The sequence below is a fragment of the Halomonas sp. I5-271120 genome (assembly GCF_030553075.1).
Lineage (GTDB): Bacteria > Pseudomonadota > Gammaproteobacteria > Pseudomonadales > Halomonadaceae > Onishia > Onishia taeanensis_A.
The window spans coordinates 563,908-584,467 of sequence record NZ_CP130701.1; the positions used below are offsets into that span (position 1 = coordinate 563,908).

A 20,560-nucleotide genomic window follows, 5' to 3' on the forward strand; every position below is an offset into this window, starting at 1 on the left:
GCTGGACTCATTCCAAACGGCTAAGCCCAGACGGCTCAGGTTAAGCGACTGAGGGCGAAATCCGCGATGGCGGTGTCCTGCACACCGGTGCCGGTAAGATCACAGACCGTAATGGTCGCCGGCGTCAGCCTCAGGCGCTGGCCCTCGGCAATCACTTGGCCCAGCTCGAAGACCTTGAAAGGCAACTCTCCATCGGCCCCGCTCCCGGCCGAAGGTCCATCAGCGGACCCGGCGAAGGCCTTGAGCTCGCCGTTGCGTTCGCTCTGGGCCCGGCTGTCGCAAACGAAGGCATCGGCGCGGGTCAGCACGCTGGCATCGAGTTCGCGTTTCTCGGGGCTGTCCGAGCCCATGGCGGTGACGTGCACACCCTCGGGCAGGTCCGCCGCACTGAGAATCGGCTGCTGGGACGGTGTGGTGGTGACGATGATGTCGGCCTCGGCGCAGGCGGCCCGGACGCTTTCATGCACCGTCACCGCAAGCCCCATGGCGCGCAGTTGCTCGGCGCAGTCATTCGCCGCCTCCGGCCGACGCGCCCAGAGATCAACGGCCTCGATATCGCGCACCAGACGCAGCGCTTCGACCTGCCGCTTAGCCTGTTCACCGGCTCCCAGCACCGCGACCCGGCGACTGTCGGCCCGCGACAGATGTTTGGCGGCAATGGCGCCTGCCAGGGCGGTGCGCACCATGGTCAGATAGCCCTCGTCGAACAGCACCGCCTCGACCAGGCCGGTCTGGGCCGAGAATACCATCATCAGACCATTGAGGCTGGGAAGCCCTCGCTTGGGATTATCGAAGAATCCGGGGCTTACCTTGATCGCGAAACGGGAAAAGCCGCGAATATGTGCGGTCTTGACGTCGACCTCGCCGTTGGCTTCCTCGATGGCCATGGACAGGATCGGCGGCTGCACCGCCTCGCCGCGCCCCAGGGCCGCAAAGCCCGCTTCCACGGCGCTCAGGGCGTCCTGATCCAGCGTCACGGCCGCGCTGATCGCCGCCCGGTCGAATAGCTGCATGAGCCTCTCCTGATGAGGGAATGTCGTGATGAGGGAATCAAGTGCACTAGCGTCCTACGAGACGCCGGGCCCGATCAAGGGTCTCGAGTGACACCCCGTTGCCGGAGACGATCAGCGCAACCGTCTGGCCACGGATATCGATGTGGTGCTCTTCGATCGCCGCCAGCCCGACCGCCGCAGCGCCCTCGACCAGCAGTTTCTCGTTCTCGAGCATGTCGACCATGGCATGGGCGATGGCGGCCTCGGAGACCTGATAGTGATCGTCCATCACCTCGTCGACTAGGGCAAAACTGCAGCGGTTATCCAGGCCGATGCCGCCGCCCAGCGAATCGCCGAGGCTCTCGGCCTCCTCGACCGTCACCGGGTGGCCGGCTTCCAGGCTCTTCCACATCGCCGCCCCGCGACTGAGGCTGACCCCAGTTATCTGGGCCTCGGGGCGAATGGCCTTCATGGCCGCGCCGATGCCGCCGAGCAGGCCGCCACCGGAGAGCCCGACGAAGACCCGATCGAGACCGGGGGCATCTTCCAGCAGCTCGAGTCCGATGGTGCCCTGACCGGCGGCAATCAGCGGATCGTCGAAGGGCGGGACCAGGGTCATGCCCTCCTCGTCGACCAGCCTCGCCACTTCCTTGAAGGCCTCGTCCTGACTGGCGCCGATGCGTGTGACAGTGGCGCCCAGGGACTCGATGGCGGCGATCTTGTTGGCCGGCACCAGAGTCGACAGGCAGATGGTCGCCGGCACGCCCAGGCGTGCCGCGGCGAAGGCCACCGCCCGGCCGTGGTTGCCGGTAGACGCGGTGGTGACGCCGCGGGCCAACGCCTCGCGGCCATGGCGTTCAATCAGGGCGGCAATCATGTTGGTGGCGCCGCGCAGCTTGAAGGCGCCAGTGGGCTGGCAGGTCTCGAGCTTGAGCAGCACTTCGGCCTCGAAGCGCCGCGAGAGGGGCGCCGAGCGCACCAGCGGCGAGCGCACCACCTGGCCGGCGATGCGCTTGCGAGCCTTATAGAGCTCGGCCAGGGTAACGCCATGAATGGGGTGGGACATGGGCTCTTCCTTTATCCTTTCATCCTTCACCGGATGACCATAACCATAGCGGTAACCGCCATCATAACCAGCGTCATAGCAACCGTCATAACCAAGCGCGCCGCCCAGTGGGCGGCGCGCTTGGTTCTCAATCGGCGCTTGCCTGACCTGGCCTCGCTCAGCGCAGATCGCCCGATGCGGTGAGTTCGTCGGTCACCTTGTCCACGGCGCGCTTGGCGCGCGCGATGATCTCGTCGACCTGGTCGGGAGTGGTAATCAGCGGCGGCGCGAAACCGAGGATATCGCCCTGCGGCATGGCACGCGCGATCAGGTTCTCCTCGAAGGCCGCCGCGGCGATCCGCGGGCCAACCTTGAGGCTCGGATCGAAGTGGGCGCGCTTGGCCGGATTGGCGGAGAACTCGAGCGAGGCCAGCATCCCCACGCCGCGCGTCTGGCCGACGATCGGGTGATCCCCGAAGGTCGCCTGCATCTGCTGCTGCAGGTAGGCACCGGTCTCGGCGGCGTTGGCGGTAAGGCCCTCGCGCTCGATGATCTTGAGGTTGGCAAGCCCCGCCGCACAGCCCAGCGCATGACCGGAGTAGGTCCAGCCGTGGCCGATCGGGCCGTATTCACCGGTGCCCTGCTCCAGCACCTTCCATACCCGATCGCCGACGATCACCCCGGACAGCGGCTGGTAGGCGCTGGTCAGGCCCTTGGCCACGGTGATCAGGTCCGGCTTGATGCCGTAGTGATGGCTGCCGAAGTTGGTGCCGATACGCCCGAAACCACAGACCACCTCATCGGCGATCAGCAGCACGTCGTACTTGTCGAGCACCGCCTGGATCGCTGCCCAGTAGCCTTCCGGCGGCGGCACGATGCCACCGGTGCCGAGCACCGGCTCGCCGATGAAGGCGGCCACGGTGTCGGGGCCCTCGGCGAGAATCATTTCCTCGAGCCGGGTCGCGCAGTAGGCCGAGAATTCCTGCTCGCTCATGCCTTCCTGCTCGGCGGCACGGTGGTAGTAATACGGCGCCTCGGTGTGGCGGATGGTATCGATCGGCAGGTCGAAATGATCGTGAAACGCCTTCAGACCGGTCAGTGAACCCGATGCGATACCAGAGCCGTGATAGCCACGCATCCGCGAAATGACTTTCTTCTTCTGCGGGCGGCCGAGCACGTTGTTGTAATAACGCACCAGCTTGAGCTGGGTCTCGTTGGCATCGCTGCCTGACATGCCGTAGTAGACCTTGGACATGCCGGGACCGGCCAGCTCGAGAATCTTCTCTGAAAGCTCGATCTGCGCCTCGTTGGAGTGCCCCACATAGGTGTGGTAGTAGGACATCTGCAGGGCCTGCTTGTAGATGGCGTCAGCCACCTCAGTGCGGCCATAGCCGATGTTGACGCAGTACAGGCCGGCAAAGCCGTCGATGAACTCGCGACCATCCATATCGACAATATTGATGCCCTTGCCACCGGTAATGACTCGGCCCGGCGCATCGCCATGGGCAAAGTCACGCAGGTGCGTGGACGCATGGAAGGTGACCTTGCGGTCGCGATCGATCAGCTCCTGGTGCTGCTGGCTCATTTCGTTCTCTCTTTTCTCGTGCTCCCCGGCATCCCACCGGGGAGAAGGTTCAAATCAATTATTCAAGACCACTAATCTTGGGAGCTCTGTATTGGGAGCTGTGTCTTGGGAGCTGTGCGTTCGATGGCCTGGCTAGCTTCCTGACACGGAGCCCAGGGCGCCCAGGCAGTAGTACTTGGTCTCCAGGTACTCATCGATGCCGCTGACGCCGCCTTCACGCCCAAGCCCTGACTGCTTGACGCCACCGAAGGGAATCGGCGGCCCGGTCATCTTGACCGAGTTGACCGAGACCATGCCGTATTCCAGCGCCCGCATCAGCTTCCAGATGCGGCGGATGTCGTGGGTGTAGACATAGGCGGCAAGGCCGTATTCGGTGTCGTTGGCCATGGCGATGACTTCATCGTCGTCGCTATAGGCGGTGATGCCGGCCACCGGGGCGAAGTTCTCTTCGCGCCAGACTTTCATCTCGCGGGTCACACCAGTCAGCAGCACCGGCATGAAGAAGTTGGGTCCGGGCGCCGCCGACTGATCGCCGGCCACCAGGGTCGCGCCCCGGGAAATGGCGTCGTCGACAATGCTCGAGGCCTTCTCGACCGCCTGGCCGTGAATCAGCGGGCCGAGATCGACCTCGCTCTGCAGGCCGTTGCCGACGGTCAGCGCCGCCATGCGCTCGGCGAAGTGCTCGACGAAGGCGTCATGGATCGACTCGTGCACCAGGATGCGGTTGGCCGCCAGGCAATCCTGGCCGGCAGTCTGAAACTTGGCAGCGACCGCCGCCAGGGCGGCCTCATGCGGGTCCATATCCGGGCCGACGATGAAGGGCGCGTTGCCGCCAAGCTCCAGCGAGACACGCTTGACGGTGCCGGCGCTCTGCTCGAGCAACAGCCGCCCAACCCGGGTGGAGCCGGTGAAGGACAGCGCCTTGACGCGCTCCTCTTTGCACAGGATCGAGGACACCTCGGCGGGCTCGCCCAATACCACGTTGAAGATACCCGCGGGAATACTGGCCCGCTCGGCAAGCTCGGCCAGCGCCAGCGCCGAGAACGGCGTCTCGCCGGCCGGCTTCACGATCACCGGGCAGCCGGCGGCCATGGCGGCAGCCGCCTTGCGAGTGATCATCGCCAGCGGGAAGTTCCAGGGCGTGATCAGGGCGGCGATACCGATCGGCTCCTTGATGGTGCCCAGGGCCGCATTGGGAATGTGGCTCGGAATGGTTTCACCGAAGGTACGCTTGCCCTGCTCGGCGAACCATTTGATGAAGCTGGCGCCATATTCCACTTCGCCGCGGGCATCCGGTAGCGGCTTGCCCTGCTCCATGGACATCAGGATGGCCAGGTCTTCGCGGTGCGCCTGCAGAAGGTCGTACCAGGCCAGCAGACGGTCGGCGCGCTCGTCGGCACGCAGCGCACGCCACTGGACGAAGGCACGCTCGGCGGCGTCCACAGCGCCGCGAATCTGGTCGGCTTCCAGCCAGGGGATATGGCCCAGGACCTCACCAGTGGCCGGATCGGTCACGGCCTCCTCGCGGCCACCATCACCGTGGGTCCACTTGCCATCAACATAGGCGTACTGGCGGAACAGGCGCGGATCGTCGAGCCGCTGAGTCACCGTCGTGGACACTTTCATGAAACACCTCCTGGAAAAGCAGCGCCCGTGGCGCTCACGCTAAAATACGACCGGGCGGCCAATGCCGCCTCATGCATACAGAGTACGGCGCCCAGGAGGACGAGACTTTTTGTTGGATCGCCATCAGCGCCAGGTTTTTTTCGTGTTAAGGCCGAAAGCAGCAGAATCTTCTGTTGGACACTCTTAGCCAGCAGAGGCAGGCCTACGACCGGCAAAAACGGGGCCCAGAAACGCCTTCGCCCCGGCCGAGTGGCCGAGGCGAAGGTGATGCTTGGCAGTGAGTGGTGGGGCTAGGAGCGGCCCGAAGGCGTCAATCAGCGCCTTCGGAAGTCGCCAGCAGCGCCTCTTCGGTGAAAACGATCAAACCGAGCTCCGGGCGATAGCCATGGATCTCCGTGACATCCAGAGCCTGCAGGAAGTAGAGAATCTCCTCGCTGATCACCTGGCCCGGCACCAAGACCGGGAAGCCCGGCGGATAGGGGATCACGAAGCTCGCCGAGACGACATCTCGTCCAGCCGTCATGGCTCGCTGCAGCTCGCCATTGTCGAAGCGCAAGTACTCGGTATTTTCCTCGTCGTAGCTGAGGAAGTAGGCGCGGCGAATATCGCCATCGGGTGTGCCTGCTTCCACATGGGGCCGGAAAGCATCATGGAAGCGGCTAAAGTCCGGCAGCGGCGGCAGATCATGGATCAGCGATTTGACCTGATGCTCAATGATCTTGCGTTCCGGACGACTGCTTTCCTCCCAGCGTCGATCGAAGGATTTGGCCAGCTTGATCAGTACGTCCAGCAGGTAGGCGATTGCCCCGCGAGTAGTGCCAATGTTGGTCATGAACAGTACGGTGTTGCGAGACGTCTTGTTGATCTGAATACCGTACTGGTTCATCAGGTAGTCGTTCTTGAAGGCATCGCCGTCGATACCCGTCTTGCCGATCGACAGGGTGATGCGCGTCGGGTCAACCACGAACTCATCCTGGGCCCAGGCCTCTTCCATCTTGTTCCAGCCCGCATTGGGGTCGTAGTAGGTCTCGACCCCTGACTGGCGGAACTCGGCAGGCACCAGATCACTGTTCTTGAGCACCTCGAAATACTTTTTCAACAACGGGTTGGTATAGAGCTGCTCGCGCAACGATAGCGCCGCCTCGACCTGGGAGTGCACCAGCTCAAAACCTTCCATCTCAGCCTGCATGCGTCCCACGTCCAACGAGGCCAGAATCTGGTAGTTGGGCGAGGTCGAGGTGTGGGTCATGTAGGCTTCGTGGAACGGCGCCTCGACCTTCTGGCGGTAGTCCTGATCGTAGACGTGAATCATCGACCCCTGGCGCAGCGAGGTCAGGGTCTTGTGGGTCGAGTGGGTGGCATAGGTACGCACCCGCACGGTCTCGGGGTCCGGCATCAGCGGCCGATCGAGCCAAGTGGCATCGTCATCTGGATCCAGCTGATCAAACTCTTCCTTCCAGGCGGCATATTCCGCGGCATACTCCTCGCTGCGATAGCGGTCGCGCAGATGGCGCGCGGCATGCATCGCGGTGCGCGGGCGATAGGTCGGGTTGAAGGTGGCAAAGGCAAACCAGGCCTCGTCCCACAGAAAGACCAGGTCAGGCTTGATGGCCAGACACTCTTCCATGACCCGACGCACGTTGTAGACCACGCCGTCGAAGGTACAGTTGGTCAGCAGCAGCATCTTGACCTTGTCGAGCTGCCCCGAACGCTTGTATTCCAGCAGGGTCTTCTTGATCTCGCGCAGCGGCACGGCGCCGTACATCGAATAATCGTTGAGCGGATAGGAATCCAAATAGGCCACGTGAGCGCCGCTCAGCACCATGCCGTAGTGGTGCGACTTGTGGCAGTCGCGATCGACCAGCACGATGTCGCGCGGCTTGACCAGCGCCTGCACGACGATCTTGTTGGCCGTCGAGGTGCCGTTGGTGACGAAGAAGCTCTGCCGCGAACCAAAGGCGCGGGCCGCGTACTCCTGGGCCTTCTTGATCGGCCCATAGGGCTGCAACAGGGAATCCAGCCCGCCGGACGTCGCCGAGGTCTCCGCCAGGAAGATATTGATGCCGTAGAAGTCGATCATCTGCCCCGCCCAGTGGGAGCGGGTGATCGATTTGCCCCGGGAGATCGGCATGGCATGGAAGACCCCGGTGGGCTTGCGGCTATACTCCCGCAGCGCATCGAAGAACGGCGTGCGGAAGCGGTTGTCGATGGCACGCAGGATGGTGTGGTGCTGCTCGATATAGTCCGTTTCGCGGTAGAAAATCCGGTTGAAGTGACGGATATCTCGGCTGGCGGTGACTTCCACATCGCCACTGGTGACCAGGAACTGATCGATCTCCGGGCGAATCTCGCGAATCATTGAGCTCAGCAGAATGCTGCGTTCGGCCTCGGACTTGGTCTCGAGTTCGACTTCGGAGATACCTTCGAGATAGTTGCGCAGCGCGCTCAGATTGTACTTCGACTTGTAGGGGAATTCGTAGCGAATCAGGCAGGCCTGAATGTTCGGGTTGACTAGGATCGCGATCAACGCATCCTCGAAGCTGCGCACCGTCACCACATCGTAGACGAACTTGTCTTCGGGGCGCCGCAGGTTATGGAACGCCTCGCGCACCACTTCCTCTTCCTGCAGTGACATGGCATCGACGATCAACACCTCGAAGTAGGGCTGCGAGGAGCTGTTGGAGGTCGGGTGACCGCGACGCAGCTGCGCCAGGGCATCCAGGGTCTCGAGGTCTTCCGCATCGGCGTCGGTCTCGCTGAGATCGACCTGGCGACGACGGTAGGACTCGCTGATCATCGCCCGCACCAGGCGCTTGACCACCTTCTCAAGCAGCGAATATTCCTGGCGGTTGAACAGGTGCCAAAGGTGGCGAAAATCTTCCTTGGAGGGGAAAGCGTGGTAGTCCTCGATGATCTCCAGGCGGGTCAGCTTGATGTCGACGGCCTTGACCAGATTTCGGGACTGGGCGTCGTCCTTGAGGTGGATCAGCTTGCCAAGATCCCGCTTGAGAGCATTCCAGGTATCGGCACGAAGCTGGGAGATCTTGTGGTAGAACCCCAGGGCCGTATACGGCGTGTCTGTTCCAATCGTATCGCTCATGGTCCTTCCCCAGCAGTGCTGCTTGTCATTATTACATCCGCCACAAGCATCCTGCCCGCATGCAGCGTTATAGAGAGGCTAGCCGGCACCGTGGTGCCGGGGCCCGTAGTGAATGATGAAATTGGTCTCGGGAAAATGCGTGAAGCTCAGGTCTAGGTCGTGCGACGGCCAATGAAACTGCACGCGCCCCTGTAGAGGCCGGTACACCGAGGTGTAAACGGTGCCCAATCCGCGACGGTGGTCGGTGCGGTAAAGCGGCGGTGCGAAGAACGCAGAGACCAGACGCTCTTCGGTAGTGGCGTCGTCATCGACCAGGATCGAGAGCTGTCGCTCGCGGATCAGCGTTTCCGACGCCAACGCGTGGGCATACCACTCGATCTTCTTTTGATGGTTGGTCGCCACCGGCACGCGCTTGATGGTGGCCTTGCGATCCGGCGCAATCATCGCCGTGATGTAACGCCCTTGGGCATCATCGACGGTGATGTTGTAGGCCATGTGCGTCGGCACCCGCGCCAACACCTCGGCCGCCTCGGGGGTGGTATCACAGAACTCGAGGATATAGCGCAGGATCATCGGCGCACCGAAGCCGTCGCCAACCACGGTCCGCCCCCCGAAGGCCAGCGACACCGCCAGGCCGCTGTCGTTCATGCCGTCAAGCACACCCCACAGACAGTCGGTCATGGCGATCACCTGCCGCCCGTTCCAGCACGAGGACAGGATGGTGCCCTCGCACAGCTCGGGCGGGTAATCGTAGTTGCGCACCAGCAGATTGCTGTTGCCGTTGGCCAGCACGGCCTGTGAACAACCGGTGATATAGGCTGGCGGGCGATAGAGACTTAGCATGCGCGAGGAGAGATCACCGCCGCCAGCGAGCTCACACAAACGCTCGTAGGTCGGCAGCAGCTCGGGCATGTGGCGTCGCATGGCATTGAAGCCGGCCAGATACCCTGGCCGCTCCCGTTCGCCTTCCGACAAGAACCAGCGCTCATAAGCCGGCCAGTGGAGGTCAAACAGCGATTGCCACTTCACGCCAGCCTGCGGCTCATGGACGGTGCGAAAGGCCAGCTGCTTGACCGCGTCAGCGCCCCACTGGCGGCCGGCCCGTCCCATAGCGGTATCCTTCATCAAAGAATCTTGAAGTTGCCGCCGCCCACCGCATGATTCACGGCCACCTGCTCCACCACCGGATCCTGCACCGACTGACCGGCATACTGCCCACGAATGGCATCGATCCAGGCCTTGGCGCGCTCGGTGAGCTGGAAGTCATCATCCATCAGTCGTCCACGGGTGATCAGGATGCCGAGGTCCGCGCCCTCATAGCGGAAGTCGCCAACGCCACTGATGCGCATGAAGAAGGCCTCTTGCTCGCTCTCGGCGGCATGTGGGTGGGAATCGTAGTGATCGAATGCGATGCTACCGTCCACCGCCATGCGCCAGACGCCGGACTGCGGCGCCTGTGTCAGCAGATCCACCGTTTCATCGGTGTGCTTGATCACAAGTTGGCTCCAGCTATCGATGCTATCAGGGTGTGCCCAGCGATCGTTGACGGCCTGGATGTCGATATCGAAATCCTGGCTCGAGAACTCAAGCAGGTGGAACAGGAACAGCGGCACATCCGAATGGGCGAAGGCAGCCACGTTGGTCAACGAGCTGGCACCGGTAACCCGCGGATTGAGTTCGCCCAGATAGACATCGTTGGTGTCCATGTCGATCAGGAAGTCGAGTTCGAAGTAGCCACGATAGCCTTCCTCGCGCAGCGCCTCGCCAAACTTGTTGGTGTATTCCTGGGCCTTGTCACGCACTTCCTGGGTGAAGGCACCGGCGAACATCTCGTTGCCGCACCAGCCGCCCTTGTAGGGTGTCAGCGTCTTGAAGCCGACCAGTTCGGTCATCAGTGGGCCCACCACGGTGCCACAGCGCGTCGCACAGGCTTCGATGGCCGAGCCGCGGCAGTTGATGCGCTTCATGATCTTGACCTCTTCCTCGGCCTCGATCTCTTCGGCGTGGCGGTAGTACTCGTCTTCATTGGAAACGAAGAAGGTCGTATGGCCGGAGTCGCCATAGGCCGACTGGATGACCAGATCGTTGGTGCCCAGCTCCTTGCTGACTTCCATCAGGTGCTGATAGCTGTCGACCTTGGCCAGCACGTTGGGCACGCTGGGTACGCCAACCTTGTTGCCGATACGCACCGTTTCGATCTTGTTGTCCATCCGCGAACGCAGCTTGGCCGGCGGGAAGGCCACCCGCAGCCCCAGCTGTTCGCAGATTTCCTCGGTGTGCTCGTCGAACATCAGGAAGGCAGCCACCCCCTGCTCGCCACGAGAACGGATATAGTCGATGACTTCCTTATGCTCGAGCAGATAGTTGTTGATGTCCTCGATGCTCTCGAAGTCGCGCGGGAACTTCTCCTTGGGCACGAAAACGTTCTTCTGCTTGTCATCGAAGCAGTTGATGTAATTGATGTGGCGGAAATTACCCACCCAGTCGCCGATCCCCAGCAGGTTGAAGTTGGTCGCCGAAATGAAGTAGACCGGCTCCTTGTTGTTATGAAAGAAACGGCGCACATCGGAGATGCTGGTTAGTGTTGTTGTCATGGAGCTGGCTCCTTTTGGGTGACGTTCCTGCGCTGCTTGCGAGGCGGAGGGTGAAGCGCCGCCACTCTGGGCGGCGCTTTTGTGACTCATCAGGCGAGAAAACAGACGTCGTAAACCTTGAATAATAGGGGTTACCACCATGAACTCCTTTTCAGTACACGCCGCCCATCAACGCGAGAGGCGATCAGTATGGTTCGATATCCTGACGCGCTGGCTTCGCAAGCGGGCCCAAAGTGTCGAGGAAGGGAGTGGAACGGGTCTCGCTCCGGTACAGCGAAAAGTCCACCTGACGGTCACGGAAGCTCTTGAGTGGCTGACCCAGTCCCCGCAGCCCCGCCTCACGCTCGCGACGCACCCGTGTCATATCGATCTCGATCGGCATGACCTCTTCGCCGATGCCCGCCTGGTGAATGACATCCCCCGACGGCCCGACCACAATCGAGCGGCCGTTACCCAGCGCACCAGCACCGTTGATGTCGAAGAAATAGCACTGGTTGACCGCCGCATTGGTGCGCGCGATGGACAGTTCGATATCACGATCGATGGTGTCGGTCATGGTCGGGTGCAGGATCACCTCTGCGCCCATGGCTGCCAGGGTACGCGTGGTTTCCGGGAACCACATGTCGTAGCAAATCGAGACGCCGAAGCGACCGATGTTAGGCACGTCGAACACCACAAACTCGGTACCGCTTTCAACACCTGCCTCGTAGGGACGGAAGGGGAACATCTTGCGGAAACGATTGACCACCTGCCCCTGGGGATTGATCACGCTCAGGGTGTTATAGACCAGCTCACCGACCTGTTCGAACATCGAGCCTGGAATCAGCCACAGGCGATGCTTCTCGGCCAGCTCACAGAACATGGCCTCGGTACCGCTGGGCATGGGCTGCGCGTTCAGTGGGGAAGCGCCATGAGCCATCAGCTCGCTGAACACCACCATCTGAACATGGGGGAAGCGCGCCACCAGCATTTCGATGCGAGCGCGCATAGCATCGGTGTTGTCACCGTGGTGGGGTGCCTGGAGCTGAACCCCTGCAATCGTAAAATAAGACATGCGAACCTCTGCATTGCGATAGCCTAAAAACGATTGGTCGCCTTGTGCGCCAATCACCCTCGTAGTAGGCGATATCGCCAAACTGCTCGCTACGTTTCCAGCTTATGTCAGTTTTGCGTGAAGTGGAATCCACGAGATTTACACGGGCGCCATTTAATCAGACGCAAGCTCAATCGGTGGGGCCGTATGCTTGACGGTCTTGGTGACGATATAGGTGAAATAGCGCTGAATACCGATCTCCGACATCAGCCAGCCGTCGATCAGCCGCTGATAGGCATCGATGGTCTCTGCTTCGACCTTGATCAGATAATCGACACCACCCCCCACGGCCACGCACTCGGTGACCTCGGGGGTAGCCATGACCTCTGCCTCGAAGCGCTGGAAATCGCCCGCATGATGCGACTTGAGCTCGATCTGCACCCAGACCGGCGTCCGGCGCACCGCCATCCGGGCATTGAGGCGCGCGCCGTACCCTTCGATGATGCCGGCCTTCTCCAGTCGCCGCACCCGCTCCCAACAGGGGCTGACCGAAAGATTGATCGCCTCGGCCAGTCGCGATTTGGTAATGCGGCCGTCCTCGGCCAGGATCTCGAGGATCTTCAGATCATAACGATCGAGCTTCATCGTGGTCTCATCCGTCCAGGGCGTCGACGATATCGGCGATGACCGCGATGGTATCGCCCATACACACCTGGGCCGGGAAGCGACGCGCCACCAGCAGGCCGCTGCGCTCGGCGCGGTACTCGATCGGCGCGGTGCCGGTGCGGCTCATGTCATAGACCCGGGCGATTACCTCGCCCTCGCGGACCGGCTCACCCAGCGCCAGCGTCAGTTCCAGCAGCCCCTGATGCTCGCTCTGCACGTAGCAGGAGGCATCCGGCATATCGACGTAGACCTGAGGCTCGGCCGGCCCCTCGAGCTCGCCATCGATCAGACCGAAGTGAATCAGGAAGTTGTTGACGCCACGCTCGGCGATCACCAGGCGCTCCGGTGTTGTGGTGCCGCCGCCGCCAAGCTCAGTGGCCACGAACACCTTGCCCTGGCGTTCCACGGCCGTGTCGAAGAGTTTCTCGGCGTCCAGCTCGAACATCATCATCGCCGTGGGCGCACCGAAGGCCTTGGCGCCTTCCAGGGCGCGGCGTTGCAAGTCCCGGTCCTCGAGCTGATGCGAGGCGGCGAAAGGCACGATATCCAGGGTGCGCCCCCCCGAGTGCAGGTCCAGCACCACATCGCACATCGGCACCAGATAGCGGGTGAAGTAGTCGGCGATCTGTTCGGTCACTCCGCCATCCGGATTGCCCGGGAAACTGCGATTGAGGTTGCCGCTGTCCATTGGCGAGGTCCGTCGGCCGGCCTGAGCGGCCGGGGTATTCATCATCGGCACGATGATCACCCGACCGTGGACCTGCTCGACATCCAGCCCGTTGGCCAGCTTCATCAACGCAGTCATGCCCTCGTACTCATCGCCATGATTGCCGCCGGTCAACAGCGCCGTGGGGCCCTCTCCGTGCTTGATCACGGTAATCGGGATCATCACCGCGCCCCAGGCCGACTCGTCGTTGGAGATCGGCAGCTTGAGGAAACCGTGCTGGACGCCTTCGGCCTCGAAGTCGACCGTGGCGGAAATGGGGCTTGGCCGCACTCGGCTGGCTGACATGCTCATGAAGGTCTCCTTATTTGACGAACAGCTGGCGTGGGAAGTCGGCCAGCGTTTCACAGCCTGTCTCGGTGATCAGAATGCTTTCGGTGATTTCCAGGCCCCAGTTCTCATCCCATAGCCCCGGCATGAAATGGAATGTCATGCCAGGTTCGAGAATGGTCTCGTCAGACGGGCGCAGACTCATGGTCCGCTCGCCCCAGTCCGGCGGATAGCTGATGCCGATGGGATAGCCGCAGCGAGCGCCGCCACGGTCAAAGCCGTACTTGTCCATGGCCGAGCCCAGGGCCATGGCGATGTCCGCACAGCGGTTGCCGGGCTTGGCGACGGCCAGACCATTTTCGATGCCCTCGAGCAATGCCGACTCGGCGCGAATGAAGTCACGCGGCGGTGTGCCCAGATAAATGGTACGCGACATCGGCGCGTGATAGCGCTTGAAGACACCGGCGATCTCGAAGAAGGTGCCTTCCCCCTTGCGAAAGGGGGTGTCGTCCCAGGTCAGGTGTGGTGCTGCGGCATCGCTGCCCGTCGGCAACATCGGCACGATGGCCGGATAGTCGCCGCCGAAGATCTTGCCCTGGTCATCGCGCCAGCCTTCGATACCGACCCGGTAAATCTCGGAGACCAGTTTGCTCTTGGGCAACCCCGGCTCGATCATCTCGAGGATACGTGAATGCATTCCCTCGACGATCCGCGCCGCCACGCGCATGTACTCGACTTCTTGCGGCGACTTGATGGCCCGACACCAGTTGACCAGCGCATTGGCATCGATGAAGCGGGCGTGAGGCAGCTCGCGCAGCAGGCTCTGGTAGGCCTTGGCCGAGAAGTAATAGTTGTCCATCTCCATGCCCACCACGCCCTGATGCCAGCCGTAATACGGCAGGATGGTCTGAGCCAGGTAGTCCATGGGATGCATATCCGGATTCTGCACGTAGTAATCCGGGTAGTAGGTAATATTTTCCGGATCGATCCAGCAGGTCCGCAGGGCGCCGTTGGCGTCCATTCGCCGGCCATACCAGACCGGCTCGCCCTCGAGCCCTACCAGCACGCACTGGTGAACATAAAACGACCAGCCATCGTAGCCGGTTAGCCAAGCCATATTGGAGGGATCACTGACGATTATTACGTCAATACCACGGCTGGCCATCTCAGCACGCACCTTCCACAGCCGGCTTGCGTACTCCTCACGGGTGAAGGGCAGGGTTACCTGAATCATGGGCCATTCGCCATCAAAGAATCACCAAAACCGGCCTTGCTGACCAAGGCCGGGACCATAGGGCGTGTTATCGCCACCAACATGTCGTTGCTACTGACAAACAGTGATTGCTATCAAGTGCTTGACACTCGATTATGACAATCATCGGTCATTGACCTAGTGCTGATACTAGCACCGGCGTTGAGCCCTCCGTCAAAGGCTTTATTGTCTTTTCTTGCCGGATCGTGAGAGCCCGCCCAAGCCCCGCGTTAGAGCCGCCGCACAGGAGCCGATTGTCATGCAGATTCTCATCCACGCCGCCGATGCCGAGCAGTGGCAAACAGCCATCGCCAAGGCTCTGCCAACGGCCACGGTCATCACCAGTCATGTCTCCCTGGAGGCACGCCAGAATGCCGACTACCTGGTCGCCTGGCAGCCACCCGCCTGGCTGTTCGAGGAGCAGAAAGGGCTCAAGGGCATCATCAACCTCGGTGCTGGCGTGGACGCCCTGCTCAACAACCCGGCCCTGCCGGCGGGTGTACCAATCGTCAAGCTACGCGATGCCGGCATGGCCGATCCGATGATCGACTACGTACGCTACGCCGTGCTGCACTTCCAACGCGATTTCGATCTTTACGCTCGCCAGCAGGCACGCATCCAGTGGCAGGAACAGCCACTGGTTCCCAAGGCCGAATGGGGTATAGGCGTACTGGGGCTTGGCGCTATCGGCGCGCGAGTGGCACAGGCGCTGGCTGCCGATGGCTTTCCGGTTCACGGCTGGAGCCGCCGCCCCAAGGCGTTGGACGGCATCCGCTGCTATCACGGCAAGGAAGGCCTCGCGACCTTGCTTGGCCAGGTCAAGAGCCTCGTCACCCTGCTGCCGAACACGCCAGCGACCCGGGACATCATCAACGCCGAGACCCTGGCCGCCCTGCCCCCTGGCGCCAGCCTGATCAACCCCGGACGCGGCAGCCTGATCGACGAGGCCGCCCTGCTTGAAGCGCTGGGGCCCGTCGACGCCGAGACTAGGTACGGAAAAGATGACGGAAACGGCGACACCGGACGGCTACGGGGCGCGGTGCTGGACGCCTTTGCGTACGAGCCGCTGCCTGCCGATAGCCCACTGTGGCGACACCCGCGCGTACTGATTACCCCGCACATGGCCGCCCCCACGCCGCGTGATGCAGCCCTTGAGCAGGTAATAGACACCCTCAAGGCCTGGCAGGCCGGCGAACAGGTGCCAAGCGTCGACCCCACCGCGGGCTACTGAGCCAGAGCGGCGACCCCGTCCAAGAACCTGAACGAAAATAAGCTGAAGGTCACTATCGGCCTGACGGGGGCTTAGAAACGGGCGCCAAGAAACATAGGGGTCAGCGCAGCACTCGGGCGAAAAGAATATCCTCGAAGTGCTGCATGGGCGTCACCGACTTGAGAGTCTTGGCCCGCAGCAGCGCCCCCTGCCAGCCGGCCAGGATGAAGCTCGCCAGGGCCTCGCTATCGGTGTCTGGCGCAATGTCGCCTGCGCTCCGGGCCTGCTCCAGGCAGACAGCCAGCCGACGTTCCCACTCCTTGAGAATGCCGTCCAGCCGCTCGCGAAACAGCGCGTTCCGCGCCGACAGTTCCTGGCCCAGATTCCCAATAAGACAGCCACGACTGTGGTCACAGTCGGCCATATCGGCACGCCCTGCAGCAAAGAAGCGCTGCAGCCGCTCAAGCGGGGGGCGATCATCGTCGAGCAGCTCGTCCAGGCGTTGCTCATAGGTGTCGGCAAAGGCCTCGATCACGGCAAGGCCGAAATCTTCCTTGCTCGAGAAATAGTGATAGAAGGAGCCCTTGGGCACCGCTGATGCCTTGAGTACGGCATTGATGCCGGTGGCGTGGTAGCCCTGTTCGGCAATCAGCTCGGCGCCGACCTGAATCAGGGTGTCGCGGGTAGTGGCATGCTTGGAGGTCATCGAACGGGCAGTCATGAAAGGATGAAACAGGGGAAACTGTCCAAAAGCGGACAGCACAGATAGACCGTACAAGATCATGATACGCAAGGCACCGGGAAGGTGGGAACCGGGAGATACGAACCGCCCCGGCAGCAGGCGCCGGCGGGGCGGGATTGGTCATAAAGTGTGGCCCGAGGGTGACGTGCTTACAGCAGGGCGTTGAACTGCTTGATCCATTCCGGGTGCGCGGGCCAGGCCGGCGCGGTCACCAGCTTGCCGCAGGTGATGGCATCCGTCACCGCGATATCGGCGAATTCGCCACCGGCCAGATGAACCTCGGGAGCGCAGGCCGGGTAGGCGGAGACACGCCGCTTGTCGAGAGACACCGCCGCTGCCAGCAGTTGGGCACCGTGGCAGATCGACGCCACCGGCTTGTCGGTATCGAAGAAGTGGCGCACTACTTCAAGCACTCGCTCGTCGAGACGCAGGTATTCCGGCGCCCGACCGCCCGGCACGACCAGACCGTCGTAGTCGGCGGGGTCGATCTCGGCGAAAGTGGCGTTAAGCGCGAAATTATGTCCCGGTTTCTCGGTGTAGGTCTGGTCGCCCTCGAAGTCGTGAATAGCGGTCTTGACGCTATCGCCCTCACGCTTGTCCGGGCAGACGGCGTCGACTTGATGCCCCATGGCCTGCAAGGCCTGAAAGGGCACCATGATTTCGTAGTCCTCGACGAAGTCGCCGGCAATCAACAATAGCTTGGCCATAGAGAGCATCCTCTTATCCATAAGTGACGGGGCATCAAGCAACCGCAGACACGCGCAGCCGTCGGCGGTGCTGAGGAATCAGGTTAGCGCGCAATTCATTACAACGATAGCCGCGGAACCTTTCCCCCCACCACCTATCACAACCATGATGATTTCAGCATGACGGCTCGACTACCACCCCTGAAGCCCCGACTCGGGAGAGATGCAGATGAACCTCGCCACACCGAGGCGCCAACGACACCTGATGAGACTACTATCAGGGTTCGCTCTACTGCTCATCGCCTCCTTCAATGCCTTTGCGGCCGACGATGCGGCCGCGCCGCGCACCTTCGAGGCCACCTACCGTCTGGAAATCGACGGCTGGCCGGATGCCGACATCAGCCACAGCCTGAAGCGTCAGGGCGGGGCCTGGGTCAGTGAGATGCGCGCCTCCGTTGCCGTGGCCAATGGCTGGGAGCGTGGCCGTTTCACCCTCGGTGACGACGGAGTAACCAGTAGCGAATACGCCGGCGGCTATTCGCTGCTCGGCATCGGCGAGGATTACCATATGGGCCAGAGTGAGCTTGCCGCCTGGCCCGACCGCCAGGCGGCACTGTTCGAGCTCTCGCGACAGGCCGACCAGGTCTCTTGCTGGCACCCTCAGGTAGCGCCCTGCACCCTGAGATATACCAACTACAAGGGCGAGACGAAGAGCTTTCACTACCGCCGCCTCGAGACCACCACCCTCGACCTGCCGGCCGGCAACTTCCCGGCGGTGACCATTGCCCTGTGGCGCGGCGAACATCCCGATCGCGATCTTCGCCTGACCTTCAGCCCAGAGGTGCCGGGCCTGCTGCTGGCGGCCGACTATTTCAAGAACGGCGAACGCACGAGCCACCTGCGTTTGAGAAGGCTGCGCTTCAACGACCTGGCCAAGGCCAACTGAGGAGCGGCCAACTCGGGCTGGCCAGCTACAGAGAGACAATCCCGCTAAGCAACGCTCACGATCATTACGTTCGCTGATTCCCCATCAGCGAAAATCATTTCTCCTCATATAAGAGTCTGGTTACAGTAGCGCCTCCTGGTCGCCACATCGGCGACCCGCTGGTTAATGGAGGACCGATGCTGTCCGGCCTGCTTATCGTATTGCTGCCCCTGATTCTCGGCTACCTGGTGCCGCTGAAACATGAAAGCCTGCTGGCGGCGGTCAACCGCGCCGTCAACGGCGCCATCTACGTCATCCTGCTACTGATGGGCGTTGGCCTCGCCGGCCTGGATAACCTGGGCGGGCAGCTGTCACGGCTGGGGGGCCAGACCCTGCTGCTGTTCCTGATCACCGCCGCCTGCAATCTGCCTGCGCTGTGGTGGCTGTCACGACGCAGCGCCCTGCATGCTAACGGCGCAACGGTCGTCAAGGGGGCACCGACCAGCAAGCTGGCGGCCATGGGTGGCTCGCTGCTGCTGGTCGCAGTGGTGATCGCGGGGGTGCTGCTAGGCTTGGCCGGCAAGGCATTGGCCATCGACGGTCTGCATGGCGGCGCCGAAACACTCGCCGAGTGGGTGCTCTATGTGCTGTTAGCCCTGATCGGCTGCCAGTTGCGCAACTCCGGCATGTCGCTCAGGCAGATCCTGCTCAACCGCCACGGCCTGGCGATCGCCGCCACGGTCGCGGTCAGTTCACTGGCTGCTGGCCTGATCGCCGCCCCGCTGATGTCGCTTGAGTGGAACGAGGGGCTGGCCATGGCCGCCGGCTTCGGCTGGTATTCGCTGTCGGGCATCCTGATCGGCGACCAGTTGGGTCCGCTACTCGGCGGGGTGGCCTTCTTCAACGACCTGGCCCGGGAACTGATGGCTTTCATTCTGATCCCGCTGGTCATTCATCGCGCCACACCGCTCGCCATCGGCTATGGCGGCGCTACCTCGATGGACTTCACCCTGCCGGTCATCCAGCAGCATGGCGGCGTGGCCTGCGTGCCCATCGCCGTGGTCAGCGGCTTCATCCTATCGCTGCTTTCACCGCCGCTGATCCTGTTCCTGCTGTCACTGTAAATTCTCCCAAGAGCGAGGGAGGACGGGCGTTTAACCGAAGCGGATATGTCACAATACTACCGAGGTGATTTTCCCAAAAGGTAGCGTAGGCTATTCGCATCAGCCTGAAAAATGCCCCCGTCCAGGCCGTGGGGGATTGCTGGAAGTGAGTCACCATGAGCACCATTGCCCCCGTTTCTTCCTGCTTTCTCCGTGATCCGGCGCTCCCCTTCATTGAGGCGCGCCTGGTGGCTGATGGCAATGCCCTGAGCCATGCTCTCCATAGTCACGATTGTCACTCCTTCGGCGCCATCACCTCGGGATGCTCGCACTACTGGAGCCGTGGCCAGGGTCAGAAGGTCAGTGCTGGCGATGTGGTGGTCATCAACCCAGAGGACCGCCACGCTTGCAATGCTGTTCAAGACACGTCCTGGGGCTATCACATGCTGTATCTGGATAGCCAATGGCTGGCCGCACGCTGTCCTTCACTGCACGCTGATGACCAGGCGGACGTGCCGATGTTCGCCGCGCGGGTCAGCCGTGACCCTCGCCTCCACCAGGCCATCATCGCGCTGGGTTTTGCTCTCGCCGATCATGATACTCCCCGCATGGAACGAGAAAGCCGCGCCGAACTCATGGCAGAGCGCATACAGGAAGTACTCCATCCCCAGCGCCATTCGCCTATCCCGCCGGTACATTTGGCTCGTGCACTGGACCTACTGGCAACCGATTGGCACCGAGACCTGACACTCAAAGAGCTATGCCAGGCCGCCGAGTGCAGCGCCACCAGTCTGATCGCCGCCTTTCGCCGGCATCACGGCCTGACACCCCACGCCGCTCTGATCGACCTGAGGGTGCGCCATGCGCGCCAACAACTGCGCTTGGGTACTTCCATCGCAGACGTCGCCCAGGCCTGTGGATTCGCTGATCAGGCTCACCTGCAACGCACCTTCAAGCGTCTGCTGGCGACAACACCGGGGCACTATCTGGGACGCCGCTAGCCGCTG

17 protein-coding genes are annotated in these 20,560 nt (G+C 62.1%); 4 read left to right on the forward strand and 13 right to left on the reverse strand.

The features are described from left to right. Positions 1–35 precede the first annotated feature (35 nt). From Q2K57_RS02490 to doeA, 11 genes are all read right to left on the reverse strand, one after another. Positions 36–1,013: a cyclodeaminase gene (locus tag Q2K57_RS02490; protein ID WP_304526041.1), complete on the reverse strand. Its 978-nt coding sequence runs from the start codon at positions 1,011–1,013 to the stop codon at positions 36–38. Positions 1,014–1,059: 46 nt separating this feature from the next. After that, positions 1,060–2,058, reverse strand: a complete 999-nt coding sequence (gene eutB, locus Q2K57_RS02495) for a hydroxyectoine utilization dehydratase EutB (protein WP_112054259.1) — start codon at positions 2,056–2,058, stop codon at positions 1,060–1,062. A 157-nt stretch (positions 2,059–2,215) separates the two neighbouring features. Further along, a complete protein-coding gene (locus Q2K57_RS02500; RefSeq protein WP_304526042.1) occupies positions 2,216–3,622 on the reverse strand; it encodes an aspartate aminotransferase family protein in 1,407 nt (468 codons plus the stop codon). 132 nt (positions 3,623–3,754) lie between these two features. Continuing rightward, positions 3,755–5,248, reverse strand: a complete 1,494-nt coding sequence (locus Q2K57_RS02505; RefSeq protein ID WP_112054256.1) for an NAD-dependent succinate-semialdehyde dehydrogenase — start codon at positions 5,246–5,248, stop codon at positions 3,755–3,757. A gap of 310 nt (positions 5,249–5,558) precedes the next feature. Then, a complete protein-coding gene (locus Q2K57_RS02510) occupies positions 5,559–8,348 on the reverse strand; it encodes an aminotransferase class I/II-fold pyridoxal phosphate-dependent enzyme (protein WP_304526043.1) in 2,790 nt (929 codons plus the stop codon). A 78-nt stretch (positions 8,349–8,426) separates the two neighbouring features. Continuing rightward, positions 8,427–9,473 carry a C45 family peptidase gene (locus tag Q2K57_RS02515; protein ID WP_304526044.1) on the reverse strand — a complete coding sequence of 349 codons (1,047 nt, stop codon included), beginning with the start codon at positions 9,471–9,473 and terminating at the stop codon, positions 8,427–8,429. Continuing rightward, positions 9,473–10,942 (reverse strand): biotin carboxylase, encoded by a 1,470-nt coding sequence (locus tag Q2K57_RS02520; RefSeq protein WP_112054253.1) that lies wholly within the window; start codon positions 10,940–10,942, stop codon positions 9,473–9,475. The genes Q2K57_RS02515 and Q2K57_RS02520 overlap by 1 nt, the downstream gene beginning before the upstream one ends. 184 nt (positions 10,943–11,126) lie before the next feature. After that, a complete protein-coding gene (locus Q2K57_RS02525; protein ID WP_112054252.1) occupies positions 11,127–11,996 on the reverse strand; it encodes a carbon-nitrogen hydrolase family protein in 870 nt (289 codons plus the stop codon). Positions 11,997–12,149: 153 nt separating this feature from the next. Beyond that, positions 12,150–12,620: an Lrp/AsnC family transcriptional regulator gene (locus tag Q2K57_RS02530; protein WP_112054251.1), complete on the reverse strand. Its 471-nt coding sequence runs from the start codon at positions 12,618–12,620 to the stop codon at positions 12,150–12,152. Positions 12,621–12,627: 7 nt separating this feature from the next. Then, complete coding sequence (gene doeB, locus Q2K57_RS02535) at positions 12,628–13,659, reverse strand: N(2)-acetyl-L-2,4-diaminobutanoate deacetylase DoeB (protein WP_304526045.1); 1,032 nt, start codon at positions 13,657–13,659, stop codon at positions 12,628–12,630. A 10-nt stretch (positions 13,660–13,669) separates the two neighbouring features. Next, complete coding sequence (doeA, locus tag Q2K57_RS02540; protein WP_304526046.1) at positions 13,670–14,869, reverse strand: ectoine hydrolase DoeA; 1,200 nt, start codon at positions 14,867–14,869, stop codon at positions 13,670–13,672. Between the two features lie 277 nt (positions 14,870–15,146). Here doeA and Q2K57_RS02545 point away from each other — a divergent pair, with 277 nt between their 5' ends. Next, the gene (locus Q2K57_RS02545) at positions 15,147–16,118 is read left to right on the forward strand and encodes a glyoxylate/hydroxypyruvate reductase A (RefSeq protein WP_304526047.1); all 972 of its coding nucleotides are present in this window, start codon (positions 15,147–15,149) and stop codon (positions 16,116–16,118) included. 100 nt (positions 16,119–16,218) lie between these two features. On the opposite strand, the gene Q2K57_RS02550 is transcribed toward Q2K57_RS02545, so the two are convergent. Next, positions 16,219–16,803, reverse strand: coding sequence for a TetR/AcrR family transcriptional regulator (locus Q2K57_RS02550; protein WP_304526048.1), 585 nt, complete (start codon positions 16,801–16,803; stop codon positions 16,219–16,221). A 185-nt stretch (positions 16,804–16,988) separates the two neighbouring features. Next, positions 16,989–17,546 carry a DJ-1/PfpI family protein gene (locus Q2K57_RS02555; RefSeq protein ID WP_112054246.1) on the reverse strand — a complete coding sequence of 186 codons (558 nt, stop codon included), beginning with the start codon at positions 17,544–17,546 and terminating at the stop codon, positions 16,989–16,991. 244 nt (positions 17,547–17,790) lie between these two features. Here Q2K57_RS02555 and Q2K57_RS02560 point away from each other — a divergent pair, with 244 nt between their 5' ends. From Q2K57_RS02560 to Q2K57_RS02570, 3 genes are all read left to right on the forward strand, one after another. Then, complete coding sequence (locus tag Q2K57_RS02560; RefSeq protein ID WP_112054245.1) at positions 17,791–18,471, forward strand: hypothetical protein; 681 nt, start codon at positions 17,791–17,793, stop codon at positions 18,469–18,471. Positions 18,472–18,647: 176 nt separating this feature from the next. Continuing rightward, positions 18,648–19,574, forward strand: a complete 927-nt coding sequence (locus tag Q2K57_RS02565; RefSeq protein ID WP_112054244.1) for a lysine exporter LysO family protein — start codon at positions 18,648–18,650, stop codon at positions 19,572–19,574. A 155-nt stretch (positions 19,575–19,729) separates the two neighbouring features. Next, positions 19,730–20,554, forward strand: coding sequence for an AraC family transcriptional regulator (locus tag Q2K57_RS02570; protein ID WP_112054243.1), 825 nt, complete (start codon positions 19,730–19,732; stop codon positions 20,552–20,554). The last annotated feature ends 6 nt before the right edge of the window (positions 20,555–20,560 follow it).